This is a genomic window from Shewanella sp. 1311, assembly GCF_059338235.1.
On sequence record NZ_CM181686.1, the window covers coordinates 3,150,211 to 3,162,745 of the forward strand.

10 protein-coding genes are annotated in these 12,535 nt (G+C 48.6%); 6 read left to right on the top strand and 4 right to left on the bottom strand.

The window, feature by feature from the left end; genetic code table 11:
- Positions 1–114: 114 nt before the first annotated feature.
- The 3 genes from AC5YB3_RS14220 to AC5YB3_RS14230 all read left to right on the top strand — a co-directional run bounded on the left by AC5YB3_RS14220 (position 115) and on the right by AC5YB3_RS14230 (position 2,198).
- Entirely contained in the window at positions 115–690 is a 576-nt protein-coding gene (locus AC5YB3_RS14220) for an LON peptidase substrate-binding domain-containing protein (RefSeq protein WP_006083313.1), read from the top strand.
- Between the two features lie 53 nt (positions 691–743).
- A complete protein-coding gene (locus AC5YB3_RS14225; RefSeq protein WP_494525557.1) occupies positions 744–1,661 on the top strand; it encodes a pseudouridine synthase in 918 nt (305 codons plus the stop codon).
- Between the two features lie 147 nt (positions 1,662–1,808).
- On the top strand, positions 1,809–2,198 hold the full coding sequence (locus AC5YB3_RS14230) for a hypothetical protein (protein WP_446445007.1): 390 nt from the start codon (positions 1,809–1,811) through the stop codon (positions 2,196–2,198).
- Positions 2,199–2,202: 4 nt separating this feature from the next.
- On the opposite strand, the gene AC5YB3_RS14235 is transcribed toward AC5YB3_RS14230, so the two are convergent.
- Positions 2,203–4,053, bottom strand: coding sequence for an alkaline phosphatase D family protein (locus AC5YB3_RS14235; RefSeq protein ID WP_494527191.1), 1,851 nt, complete (start codon positions 4,051–4,053; stop codon positions 2,203–2,205).
- A gap of 178 nt (positions 4,054–4,231) precedes the next feature.
- On the opposite strand from AC5YB3_RS14235, the gene AC5YB3_RS14240 reads away from it, so the two are divergent.
- The 3 genes from AC5YB3_RS14240 to AC5YB3_RS14250 are packed head-to-tail and all read left to right on the top strand — an operon-like array spanning position 4,232 to position 7,013.
- On the top strand, positions 4,232–5,146 hold the full coding sequence (locus AC5YB3_RS14240) for a dTDP-4-dehydrorhamnose reductase family protein (RefSeq protein ID WP_494525558.1): 915 nt from the start codon (positions 4,232–4,234) through the stop codon (positions 5,144–5,146).
- Between the two features lie 8 nt (positions 5,147–5,154).
- A complete protein-coding gene (locus tag AC5YB3_RS14245) occupies positions 5,155–6,465 on the top strand; it encodes a sensor histidine kinase (protein WP_494525559.1) in 1,311 nt (436 codons plus the stop codon).
- A complete protein-coding gene (locus tag AC5YB3_RS14250) occupies positions 6,462–7,013 on the top strand; it encodes a response regulator transcription factor (protein ID WP_494525560.1) in 552 nt (183 codons plus the stop codon). The genes AC5YB3_RS14245 and AC5YB3_RS14250 overlap by 4 nt, the downstream gene beginning before the upstream one ends.
- Positions 7,014–7,223: 210 nt before the next feature.
- Here the strand turns inward: AC5YB3_RS14250 and AC5YB3_RS14255 are convergent, their stop codons facing one another.
- The 3 genes from AC5YB3_RS14255 to AC5YB3_RS14265 all read right to left on the bottom strand — a co-directional run bounded on the left by AC5YB3_RS14255 (position 7,224) and on the right by AC5YB3_RS14265 (position 12,418).
- A complete protein-coding gene (locus tag AC5YB3_RS14255; protein WP_494525561.1) occupies positions 7,224–9,560 on the bottom strand; it encodes a M4 family metallopeptidase in 2,337 nt (778 codons plus the stop codon).
- Positions 9,561–10,131: 571 nt separating this feature from the next.
- The gene (locus AC5YB3_RS14260; protein WP_494525562.1) at positions 10,132–10,839 is read right to left on the bottom strand and encodes an SDR family oxidoreductase; all 708 of its coding nucleotides are present in this window, start codon (positions 10,837–10,839) and stop codon (positions 10,132–10,134) included.
- Between the two features lie 13 nt (positions 10,840–10,852).
- Complete coding sequence (locus AC5YB3_RS14265) at positions 10,853–12,418, bottom strand: cryptochrome/photolyase family protein (protein ID WP_494525563.1); 1,566 nt, start codon at positions 12,416–12,418, stop codon at positions 10,853–10,855.
- Positions 12,419–12,535: the final 117 nt, after the last annotated feature.

Consider the following 12,535-nt stretch of genomic DNA (forward strand, 5'->3'; position numbering starts at 1 on the left):
TTTGCACTCAAGGGCTTCAGGAAGGAAATTATTCCACCTGCTACACTCTAAGGTAATAGGGAATACGAATGCATTGATGTTCGTTTCCTTCTATTTGAGGGGCAGGAGGTTGCTATGCAAACACGAGAAATGGCGTTACTCATGCGCGATGCCTTGTTGCTGCCACAGGGACGGGTAGAAGTTCGTGTGGTCGACCCCGGTCATCTGCGCATGGTGGCCGATGTCTTTAAAGGAAAATATGCGCTCGCCTTTGCCACCATCAGACCCCGCGGCAGTCCGCCCTGTTATCCCACCGCCACCCAGTGCGACATTATCGATTTTAATCAGCTAGAAGACGATTCACTCAGCATAGTGCTCGAAGGGCGCCAGCGCGTCAGCATCCTCTCGGCGGCGCAGGCCAAAGATAAGTTATGGATGGCGCGCACTTTACCCTGCCGTAACTGGCAAGAAGAGCCGATTAAAGGTGAATTTGAGCTAATAAGCGCTGCATTAGAGCAGTTTTATGAGGTGAATCCCGATCTGTTTGAGCTCTATTCTCAAGTGCATTTAGAAGATGCGGCTTGGGTAAGCCAGCGCTGGCTCGAGGTTTTACCTATGTATAATAAAGACAAATTAGTGTTAGTTAATCAGCCCGATTGCCACAAAACATTGGATTTCGTGCTGCAACTTATCAAGTCCCATGTGGACTGAAAAACCACAAAAAGGCTAGAATAGCGGCTTTCTATAGCCGCTTTTTTTGTGATATGACTGCATCTGCCCGCGCCGCCCAACCTTCTTACATAGTGCTTCCTGTGAATGTCACAGATATACCCACAGTGTTTGCCTTTCTCACGCAGCATTTTGTCCGCATAGGTGAAGATGTGTGGCGTCAGCGAATCCTCGACGGAAAAGTGCATTGGCGCGATGGCAGTTTGATCGCCTTGGACACCGAATATCGTCCTGCAGCACGGGTGTATTACTACCGTGAAGTGCCGGTCGAAGCGAAAATTCCCTTTGAAGAACAGATCCTATTCCAAGATGACAATGTCATTTTGGCCTATAAGCCACACTTTTTACCTGTGACTCCAAGCGGTAATTATGTGAACGAATGTCTGGTACATAGACTGAGATTACGCACCGGCATAGACACTATCGCGCCTGCTCATAGGCTTGATCGTGAAACCGCAGGGGTGATCTTGATGACAGTCGCTCCCGAAACCCGCGCCCTTTATCATCAATTATTTATCGACGATGCTATTCGTAAAGACTATCAAGCGATTGCCAAGCTGACACCTGAAATTATTCAGCAATATCAACAGGGAAGCTTAACGTTACCCCTGCATTGGACGGTGAGAAACCGCATGCAGCCGAGCGACCCGAGTTTTACCATGAAAATCGTAGAAGGCGAGGCGAATACCCATTCCGAAATCAGCCTAGTGGCCATAAAAGGCGATCTTGGTTTGTTCCACTTGAGCCCGATTACCGGCAAAACCCACCAGTTGCGGGTGCATATGCAAAGCTTAGGTATGCCATTGTTAAACGACAGATTTTATCCAAGCTTATTACCCAAAGGGCCGGATAAGTTTGCGACGCCTCTTAAGTTGATGGCACAGCGTTTACGTTTCATTGACCCTGTGAGTGGGATCCATCACGACGTGCAATGTGAGGGTTTTGCGTTTTAGTCAGCGGAAAGCATTATTTCCAGTCTGCTTGAAGGAAATGATCGGGTGCAATTGTGCGCTTGCCCCTGTGATGGTATGAATACAAGCTGCAGTATCTGAGTCTCTGCCATAGGGAGCCATATTACGATTGTTTGAAGGAAGTCCATTATGACCAAATCTGCGATGATCTCTATCTTACTTTGCGCTGCGGTATTAGTGGCGGCCATGTTTTATGGCGACTGGACGAAACAACCTTATTTAAAAGATATTGCCGCAGAGATCCGCAAGGGGGCTGCGGTGATTGAACCAAAGAAACCGAGTTCGTCTGCAGCATCGGTCATTGAGGCTGATGATGTGGACCAAGACTCGAAAGTGATTTGGGACCAAATGGTGCATGAAAAGCCGGCGAATAAGCCGCAGCCAGAGGCGTTGATTTTCAATCAAGCCCAGCCGAAGAATGTCGATACCGATGAGGCTTTATCTAAAAATCTTCCGCCGCTGGATTCGGGTTCGGGTGCCACTCAACCTGAAACGGTTAAACATCATAAACCTGTTTAAGCTGTTATTCCTGTTTGGGTGGTTCGAACAAGGTTTCACTCATATCGCCATGTAAAACCGCAATTTTTGTCGGCGCACCATCATCCGCAAGTTCCAAAATCCCAATACCGCTTTTATTCACTAAACGTTTGCTCGGTGCACCATTCGGTCTTCTGCCGCGCAGCGACATGCGTTTTCGTTTCGTCAGTAAGTTAAGCGGTGAAAAGTGGCCGTAAAGCCAGCCATTGAGTTTATCGAAAATCGGTAACAGCTTCTCGGGGAAGTGATTTTTAATGCCGCTGCAGGTGATTTGGTAGATGTTAGGGCTGCTGCGCCTAAAGCGAATACTTATGTCGTAACTAAAGGAGTAATGCACATCGCCGGAGAGGATCACAAATTCTTCAGGGGTTTTACGGTGCATAAAAATACTCAGTAGTGCGTTGGCGGCACCGGGGTGGGCCATCCAGTTTTCGGCGTCCACCAACAAAGAAGCGCCCATCAGCGTGGCAGTGCGCTGTATCGCCTCAATCAATTTTACCCCAAACATAGGTGCAGGCGAGACGATAATGACCTTAGACTGGCCGAGCAACTCTTGCTGCAAATCCATTAACGCCTCCCAATCCATTAAGCCGGACGGTTTTGCGAGATTGGATTCGCTGCGCCAGCGGCGAGTGCGGGTGTCGAGCACCACAAGTTTGGGTGAGGTCGCTAAGGTGTAATGCCATTGCTCAAATTTGAGTAATTCTTCGATGAGCAGATCCTGACTTTCACTCTGTGGCTGTGCAAAAAAGGCATCGAGCAGCGGGCGGATTTCATCGGTAAATTTATCGGGTGCATTGCCAAGTCCTTGGAACAAGGTATAGCCAATTAGTGCATTACCAATAATGCGTTTTGAAAATGCATGCTCGTAGGCTGCGAGTTCCCATTTAGCGGTCAGGTTCCAGTCGTCGGTAACATCGTGATCATCAAACATCATATAAACGGGAATGTGCGCCATAAAGCGCCTCACCTGCGTCAGCCCAGCTTTAAAGCCGAGCAAGTGTTGCCACTCATTTTGCCAGCGGGCGCTATTCGCGGGTGTTAAGCCATCGACATCCTTGGGAATATTGACTAATTCCCACAGTTCAGGTGACCAAGTGAGTAAATACAAGGCGATGATTTCATTCAGACTGACGAGATGATTTTCGGCTATGGAGGAAGTGAAAATCGGGTGATTGCGATACCAACGCCATAGCGCGGTTTTTGCTGGATATTGAGTGTGTGGCAGCAGATTTTTATGGCGCTGATATAAATCAGCGGGCTGATAATGCAGCGCTTCACTACTGGCTATGTTCGCCCCTTCAAATTGCTCATGCTGAAGGCCAAGCAAGTCGATGACTTGTCCTATGGCGTTTAACATGGGTCCAGCCACATCATCGATATAAACCTGATCGCCACTCATCACGATAAGTGCGGGGCGATCGTCCGCTACACCCGTGTCGATTATTTGGGCTAAATGGGTATCGGCGGCGACGAGCGCATCGTCACTGTGGTGATGCGGATTGCGGCAAGAACCATGAAATACTTGGGTTAATTCTGGAGTAAAACGCACACTTGGCGTTGAGGCATCGCCATAGTTCAGCTGACTGATGCTGGCAAAAATATCCCCATGTTGGGCGGCGGACACTTGGTAGCTCATGACTCGATTCGGCGTGAGTAATTCTGGTCGCGACAGCATGATCAGATATTGATGGGCGTGCTGCCCGAGTGGCACATAATGCACTTCGGCATCCTGCAACGGAAACTCCTGTTCACCTAGGCGCAACGTAAGCTCAGTTAATGGCTCACGACTCACAAACCACAGGGTAAAGTGTGTGGCATCGCAGTGGCGCAACATAGGGCCTGCCAATATCAGAGGAAGTGTCGGACTCAAATTCAGCCTATTGGTGCTTAGGTTAATCTCAAGTGAGTTAACCCTAAGTAAGTTTGGTTTAAAAGAGTAAACAAGTGCGTTGAATATGAAAAGCTTTTAGAATTGTCAGCCATACACATGAGTTGAAACTGAATGGGGCAATATGGCTAAGATCATGGTAACAGGCGCGACTGGGCTACTCGGCCGAGCTGTTGTAAAACAGCTTGAATTAACGGGGCATGAGGTTGTGGCTACAGGTTTTAGCCGCGCGAGTGAGCGAGTGCATAAACTCGATCTGACTGCCCCTTTGGCTGTCGAGGCATTTATCGCCCGCGAACAACCGCAAGTCATAGTGCACTGCGCCGCCGAGCGTCGCCCCGATGTGTCGGAGCAAAATCCGCAGGCGGCACTGGCACTTAACTTAACCGCCAGCCAAGCCCTCGCTATGGCAGCTAAGGCCAATAATGCTTGGCTTATCTATATCTCCACCGACTATGTGTTCGATGGCACTCAGCCTAAGTACACCGAAGATGCCGCCACTCATCCGGTTAATTTTTATGGTGAATCTAAGCTAAAGGGTGAAGAAATCGTGCTCAACACTCGTGCTGATTTTGCTGTGCTGCGCTTGCCAATCCTTTACGGCCAAGTCGAGAAACTGAGTGAATCTGCTGTGTTAGTGCTGGTTAACCAATTGATTGATCGTCGGGCTCAGGGGGTCGATCATTGGGCGGTCCGTAGTCCAACCTCGACCGCCGATATTGCCCAAGCCATAGATAAGATGATTGCACAACATATTGAAGCGCCTATCGTGCAGGGGATTTATCACTTTAGCGCCGCAGAGACCATGACTAAGTATCAGATGCTGCTGACCTTAGGGGATATTCTCCAACTCAGTACGGCGCACTTAACGCCTGAGTCGACACCGACGGATAATGCCAAACGGCCAAGGGACTGTAGCTTGAGTTGTGCACGTTTCGCGGCGCTCGGTATTTGCTCCGACATTGATTTTGCCACTGGCGTGCGCCAAGCATTAGCACAATCGAGTGGTGCACTGGCCGCACTCGGACTCACTCTGTAGGAATGGCTATGGCTAAGATCTTAGGGACCAGTCTACAGGCCGCCGACCAAGTCGCATTACTGCGAACCTTAGGATTGCTGCTGCAAATTGGCTTAACCATGTTTGCCGCCGATACTTTTGGTCTTAGCCTGCAAATGGAGCCGTTAGTGCATGTGTTAGTGCTGGAGGTGTTATACCTGTCACTCACATTAGCCTTACGTAAACCTTTGTTTGCCAAGGAGCGTGGCCTCTTTATCGCGCTCAGTTTAGACACACTATTTTGGATCTCTTGGCTGCACTTTTCCGGCGGCGCGACTAATGCGTTTATCTCGTTATTACTGTTGCCGATTGCACTTGCGGCTGTGACTTTGCCAATCTGGGCGCCTTGGGCGCTGACGGCTATTTCAACTCTTGCTTATAGCTTGATGATTTTTACTGTGCCCGAATCTCCCATGCAGCACCACGGTATGGACATGAGTTCCCACTATTTAGGCATGTGGTTTAATTTTGTGATTTCAGCTTTGGTGATGACAACCAGCGTGGCGCTGATTACTAAACGTATGCGCCGCCAAGACGCACTGTTAGCTTATATGCGCGAAGGACAATTACGTCAGGAACAACTCTTGGCCCTAGGCACGGCATCGGCGCAGATGGCGCATCAACTGGCTACGCCGCTCTCAAGCCTGAGGTTGTTACTCGATGAAGTCAAAGAAGATATGAGCGGCACTTCGATAACGGTTATCGAGATGGAGACTGCGTTAGGCCGATGTGAACATACGCTCACCGAGCTGCGATTGGCGACGGAGTCGATCCGCGATCGCCGCCAGCGGCCACAAAAGATCGCTGAGCTGGTGGACGGTTTAAAGCAGAAAACCTTACTGCTCATGCCGCAGACCGAACTGAACTGGCTGTTTACCTGTGCGCCTGAGCAACTGGCAGAGCAAAGCATTCTGACCGATATGAGTCTAACACCTGCCATCATGGCTTTGATTGAAAATGCCGCCCGCGCCAGTGTCGAAACTCTAGGTGCGCCGCAGGTGGATATCAGCTTAGATATCGCGCCAAGTGAAGCTCAGATCTACTTGCAGATCCGCGATTATGGCGCTGGTATCGCGCCCTCTTTATTGCCGCAATTGGGCACCTTATTAATTGAGAGTCCCAAGGGGTTAGGTGTTGCGCTGCTACTCAGTCATGCCAGCCTAGAGCGTTTGGGCGCAGAATTAATTCTGGCCAATCATCCCCAAGGCGGTACTGTGGCACAAATTCGCTTTACGATTCTAAAGGACAAAGCGGCATCGTTATCGCCCAGCACTAAGGCCGCTGACGGAGTCAGATCATGAAACGTTTGTTAATCGTCGAGGATGACCTTTCTTTGGCGAGTATTTTAGGCCGACGGCTCACGCGCCACGGTTTTGAGTGCCGCCTAACCCATGATGCCAGTGATGCTCTGCTGGTGGCGCGGGAGTTTCGCCCTAGCCACATTTTGTTGGACATGAAGCTGGCCGAAGCTAACGGCCTAGGGCTAATTGTGCCGCTACGTAACCTGCTGCCTAAGGTGACCATGGTGTTGCTCACCGGTTATGCCAGTATCGCCACTGCGGTGGAAGCGATTCGCCTCGGCGCCGATAATTATTTAGCTAAACCTGTCGATACCCAAACCTTACTCGCCGCGCTGGAAATGGAAGGGCATTCTCATACACTTCAAGAAGATGAAATCGATGACTCGCCCCTTAATCCTAAGCGTTTGGAGTGGGAACATATTCAGCAAGTACTCAATGCTAACCAAGGCAATGTGTCCGCCACCGCTCGCCAACTCGGAATGCATCGCCGCACCTTACAACGTAAGTTGCTCAAGAAGCCTGTGGGTGAAAGTGGATATTTGAAGTAACGCTTTATTCTCGCATGCTGGCCAGTGAAGCTGACTCAAGCACATGACATAAGGATGCTGACGGGATTGAGGCTGGCTTAGTGCACCGCATTTGCGCATAAAAAATGCCACTCAAAAAAGGCTGAGTGGCATTAACAAGAAACGAGAAGTTTATCGATAAATTGGCACTAGGATTTTACGCTAGCGCCACGATACGATTATCTTATGCGATTAAAAGTTAACGGTTTCTTCGTTTGAGCAAGGGCCGTTAGTTTCACACACTTTATAGCTGAAGCTAGTGCCAGCTAGGTCGGTGAAACGGTCAATAAACGATGAATTGCTTGAAGTACCTACCGCAACGCCGTTACGGAAGATAGTGTACTCATCAGCGTTATGGCCTTCCCATGCGAGTGCAACACGAATGCTACCGCGACGAGATTTGTTAGCGTTTTTCACTGTCATTTCTAACGCCACTTCTGGTACTTCAACTGCAAATTCTTCAGAAGTGCTTGCTGTTGCGCCATCGTTGTCAGTCACTGTCAGTGTCACTGTGTAGTTGCCTGACTGAGCATACTGATGATTTACACTTGCGCCTGAAGCAGTCGTGCCATCACCGAAACTCCAGCTCCATGCAACGACATCACCATCGCTGTCAGTACTGGTGCTAGTGAAGCTACCGTTACCGTTGGCAAAGCTTGCCGTAAAGCCCGCTGTTGGATCTTGATTTGGTATCTCATCGCCACCGTCATAAGCACCCACTAGGCTCACACCTGTGTAGCTGCTATAGCCACTGACCATGACCCAATAAGTTCCTGTTTGGGCTGGATCGATAGGGCAGCTTTCGGCATTACCGGCTTTGTATGGACGGCAATCATAGCTACTAGAGGTAGGAGCTTGGCCGAATTTAACATACATGTCCGCATCACCCGTGCCGCCTGACATATTAAAGCTCAGGTTGGTTGCACCGCTCGCTACGTCGAGTTTGTAGTATTGTTTGCTACCAGATGCACCCGCTAAACCTGTCACTGCAACACCGTTCGCGAGCTCAGTGGCTTCTGGTGGTGGCGGTGGTGGTGGCGTTTCACAAGGTGTGATACCCACAGCGGCAAACGCAGTAACCACATCGTCAGCACTTAAGCCTAAGTCAGTCGCTGCAGATTTAACGCCACAAGCGCCTTGCCAGAACAAGCTGTCAGCTGTCCAATATAATTGGTTAGCGACCACAAATGTTTGGAATGCAGTGCGTGTATCCCAGCCCGGTAAGTTTGCGAGTGTGTAGAAGGCTTTGTTGAAGACACCTGAACTGTGGTGTACGTCGATGCCATCATAGTAATCGTCGATATTGCCGATTGAGATACCGTCTAAGGTTGGATCTGCCATGTAACGCAGTGCGCCATTGCCTTTAAAGATATCTGCGCCGACTAACCAGTCGTTCGTGCCGTGCATGTAAAATTCAGCAGCTTCACCCGCCATATCTGAGAAAGCTTCGTTCATGCCACCAGATTGAGCATCGTAAATCAGACCTGAGTTTTGTTCAGTGAAACCATGGCTCACTTCGTGTGCCGAGACATCTAAGCTCACTAATGGATAGAAGGTCGTTGCGCCATCACCGAAGGTCATAGCACTGCCGTCCCAGAAGGCGTTTTCGTAGTTGCTGCTGTAGTGAACCCGCATAGTTAACTGGAAAGTTAACGGCGCAGTGTTGTACCACTCGCTATACATGTTGTAGATCACGTTACCAAAATAGTGCGCATCGTTTAATGGCGAGTAAGCACCGTTGATCTCTTTAACTGTATTGCGTGGGCAAGTATAAGAGAAGGCTGTTGCGCCTGATGTGGCACCGTTTAAGTTAACGGTTTTCACGTTAGGTGAGTTCATGGTGCAGGTGTCACCGCTCACTTCAACGTCTAAGTAAGAAAAATCCGTCCCGTATTCGTATTGGCCAGTCTTAATGTTACCGCCTGGACCTGTACCGCTCGCGGCGTGGTTAATCCCTTCCCAACGCTTGAGCACTTCACCTGAGTGTGCGTCAATCATAGTGAATGGACGGCTTGGCTCATCGCCATATACCACAAAAGACGTCACATAAACGAGGCGAGTTTTAGCCGCATCATCAAGGTAAAGCCATAATTTTGCTTGTTTGTTTTCAGCTTTTAGGCCGGCAACAGCTTTCTCAGACTTGCCACGAATGGCAATGTCTAACGCTTTGTTAGCCGTTAAAGTGGGTTTGACAAAATCAGCCGACTTTTCAATATTTTTTAATACGCGGCCAGACATGTCGCTGTAGAAGCCCATGCTCGATTGTGACGTTGCAACAGAGAAACCATAAACAGGCACGTCATGGAAATATTGTTGTAAACGTTGTTTCTGCTTGCCTTGACCTAGGTCGAGTTTTTTCTCGACTTTGAGTTGGCTACCTGCGTCTAAGTTGAACTGAGACACCAAGTTATTGCTTGAAGACGCGCTTCTGAGTGTGCCGACATCGATAACATCAGCAGCAAATGCTGATGTGCCTAACGTGGCCGACACAGCAATGAAGAGTAGCGACAGTTTTTTGTTTAGCATCATGCTTAAAATCCTTTTTCCGTTTGTCATTAACGTTGGAATGCCATACTGCTTAACTGGCTCGGGCGAGCGTTTTTTTATTGTAATTTCTACAGGGTCGTCGGCATCCCTCTGCCATGGCCGAATAGAATGAGCTGTTGCTCAGGCGGAAATTCTCAGATTTTTATTCTGTGTAAAGCGTGAATAACCGCAAGACCTTAGATGTTATTTAAATGTAAAAGTGTTAACAATCGTACAAAGGAACTATCTTCAGCATTCATTTAGGTGCTTTTAAATTTGAATTAGGACTTTTGGGTAATAGCGATTTAGCCTAGTCAAATGGCGGGCTTTGTGAGTTGTAAAAAGTACTTTATTGATGAATTTTCATTGGTTTAGGTTGGAGTTGTTGGTGATGTTAAGCGGGTAATTTCTAGGTGGGTGATTTTTAAGTGGGTAGATTTAAGGATTAGCGGTGCTTTTGGGCATAACCCTTTTTTAAGGGCAAAGATCCATAGCTTTGCCGGATTCATTTTGAAAAATGCATTTTGCAAGAGCCCGTTCGCATCGCGCGACTTGGCTCACTGTTCAGCTTATTTCACCAAGGTAACTCAGTGCCATCGTAGGCGAAAAAGCACCCTGTTTGTGCGGGAGTGGTATTGGCAATGATCGGCAGTAAGCAGTTGGCGACATACTCAGGTGTAAACAGTTTGCCTTGAGGCACACTCTGTTGAAAGGGCTGAGACAATGGCGTATCAGTGGTGCCCGGATGCAGGGATAACACCACGCAGTGTTTCATGTTCCGCTGCCACTCAATCGACAGTGTTTTGAGAAACATATTCAGCGCAGCTTTTGAGGCGCGATAGCTGTACCAACCACCTAATCTATTATCGGAAATGCTGCCGACTTTCGCCGATATCACGGCAAACCTTGCCGATCTACTTTGTTTTAAGGCATGGCAGAAGTGTTTAGCCAGCATGACACTGGGCAGGGTATTGAGCGTTAAATTGTGCTGGAAAAAGTCGATATCCAGTGACTGTAGGCTTTTTTCTGGCCCTTTATCTTGGGTGTGCAAAATCCCGACACAGTTAATCAGCCAATCTAATTCAGTGAGTTGTTCACTCAGCAGTTTAATCTCGGCCTCATTGGTCACATCTAACGCATGCCATTGGATATTATTCTGCCTGTCTTGTGGAAGATGATGCCTGTAGGTGGCGTGCACTGTGGCGTCGGGATATGTCTCTTGGACTTGCTTAACCATAGCTTGGCCAATACCCCCACTCCCACCGACGATAAGTACTTTCATAGCAAATTCTCCACTACAAACGGTTTAGATGAACGAGGTTGTGTTCGGCTGTGGCTAATATGGCGTGCCTTGCGGACTCGTCCATCTTGTCCCAAGTCTGGTACAGCATGCCGATCCTGGGGTTCTGCGACAATCGCGCGCGGTGTTTGTCCATAAAGCGCCAATAAAAGCTATTGAACGGGCAGGCAAGTGCGCCGCTGCGCTCTTTTATCTTGTAATGACAGCCGCTGCAGTAATCACTCATTTTATTGATGTAGGAACCGCTGGCGGCGTAGGGTTTAGTGCCGACAATACCGCCGTCGGCAAACAATGCCATGCCGCGAGTGTTGGGCATTTCAACCCATTCGATGGCATCAACATACACGCCTAAATACCACTCATCGACTTGATTTGGCTCGATTTCGGTTAATAAACAGAAATTGCCGATCACCATTAAGCGCTGGATATGATGGGCGTAGGCAAAATCTAATGATTGGAATAACGCTTGTCGCATGCAGTTCATCTTAGTGTCGCCATGCCAAAAATAATCGGGCAGCGTCCCATGGGCATTGAGCGCGTTAGTGCTGGCGTACTGCGGCATATTGGCCCAGTAAATGCCGCGAACGTATTCTCGCCAACCTAATATCTGCCGCACAAATCCTTCGACTTGGGCGATATCAATTTCAGCATTGGTCTGATAGCTCTCGATGGCCGCATTGATGACTTCTAACGGGCTGATTAATTTGCTGTTAAGGCTGAATGATAGTCGACTATGGTACAAGCTCCACTTGGCATGATGTTGCGCTGTCATGGCATCTTGAAAGCGGCCAAAGGATGGCAAGCAAACCTGACAAAAATACGCCAATAGTTCGAGGCTTTGCGCACGGTTTATCGGCCACAGCAATGGCGCATCAATGCGACCCATGGTCGGGATTTGGTGACGCTCAAGCCTAGCGAGAATTTCAGTTACATCGAGGCTAAACATTAATGGCTCAGGCAAGACTTTTATATCCTGAGTTTTAAGCTTCTGACGGTTGCTGGCATCAAAGTTCCATTGTCCGCCGAGTGGTTTTCCTTCTTGCATCAAGATGTTGAAGCGTTTACGCATACGGCGATAAAAGTGCTCCATCATAATGTGTTTGCCGACGGGGAACTGCGTATCGATTTCGTCAAATGGCAAGATAAAATGTTCTGTATCGACACAGTTCACCACGGCAGTGTTGAGCTTAAGCTGACTCAATTGCTCAAGTAGGCGGTATTCATCTGGCCTTTGGTATTCAAACTTGATCGCGCCAACCTGTGTCACTTGATGTTGAATGAGCCCCAGTAGATCGCTATAGCCCTGAGTGTTATTGAAGGTGTCATCAAGGGTGAGATAGAGCACTTGATGCCCTTGCGCCCGTAGCTCTTGGGCAAATTGCGCCATTGCCGCAAAGAAGGCGCATATCTTTTGCACATGATGGGTTACATAAGTGTTTTCTTGGTGCAGTTCTGCAATCACATACAGCACTTGATCATCAACACGGTTAAACCAAGAATGCTGGGCATTGAGTTGATCGCCTAAAATTAACCTGACTGTTTGGAATTGCTGTAATTGCATTAAGTGAACTCGTTGAATGACTTTCGCGGTTAAGCATTTCGCGATGGGAGATTGTTGGACATTACGAATTGGGTTGCAGTGAGGATCACAAGGCTGGGTATTTGTCGTGATTTCGAC

What these genes read in the sequence shown, in the direction of transcription:
- AC5YB3_RS14260 (WP_494525562.1), bottom strand. Translation starts at nt 10,839, where the DNA reads ATGAAAGTACTTATCGTCGGTGGGAGTGGGGGTATTGGCCAAGCTATG.
- AC5YB3_RS14255 (WP_494525561.1), bottom strand. Translation starts at nt 9,560, where the DNA reads ATGATGCTAAACAAAAAACTGTCGCTACTCTTCATTGCTGTGTCGGCC.
- AC5YB3_RS14225 (WP_494525557.1), top strand. Translation starts at nt 744, where the DNA reads ATGACTGCATCTGCCCGCGCCGCCCAACCTTCTTACATAGTGCTTCCT.
- AC5YB3_RS14230 (WP_446445007.1), top strand. Translation starts at nt 1,809, where the DNA reads ATGACCAAATCTGCGATGATCTCTATCTTACTTTGCGCTGCGGTATTA.
- AC5YB3_RS14265 (WP_494525563.1), bottom strand. Translation starts at nt 12,418, where the DNA reads ATGCAATTACAGCAATTCCAAACAGTCAGGTTAATTTTAGGCGATCAA.
- AC5YB3_RS14235 (WP_494527191.1), bottom strand. Translation starts at nt 4,053, where the DNA reads ATGTTGCGCCACTGCGATGCCACACACTTTACCCTGTGGTTTGTGAGT.
- AC5YB3_RS14220 (WP_006083313.1), top strand. Translation starts at nt 115, where the DNA reads ATGCAAACACGAGAAATGGCGTTACTCATGCGCGATGCCTTGTTGCTG.
- AC5YB3_RS14250 (WP_494525560.1), top strand. Translation starts at nt 6,462, where the DNA reads ATGAAACGTTTGTTAATCGTCGAGGATGACCTTTCTTTGGCGAGTATT.
- AC5YB3_RS14240 (WP_494525558.1), top strand. Translation starts at nt 4,232, where the DNA reads ATGGCTAAGATCATGGTAACAGGCGCGACTGGGCTACTCGGCCGAGCT.
- AC5YB3_RS14245 (WP_494525559.1), top strand. Translation starts at nt 5,155, where the DNA reads ATGGCTAAGATCTTAGGGACCAGTCTACAGGCCGCCGACCAAGTCGCA.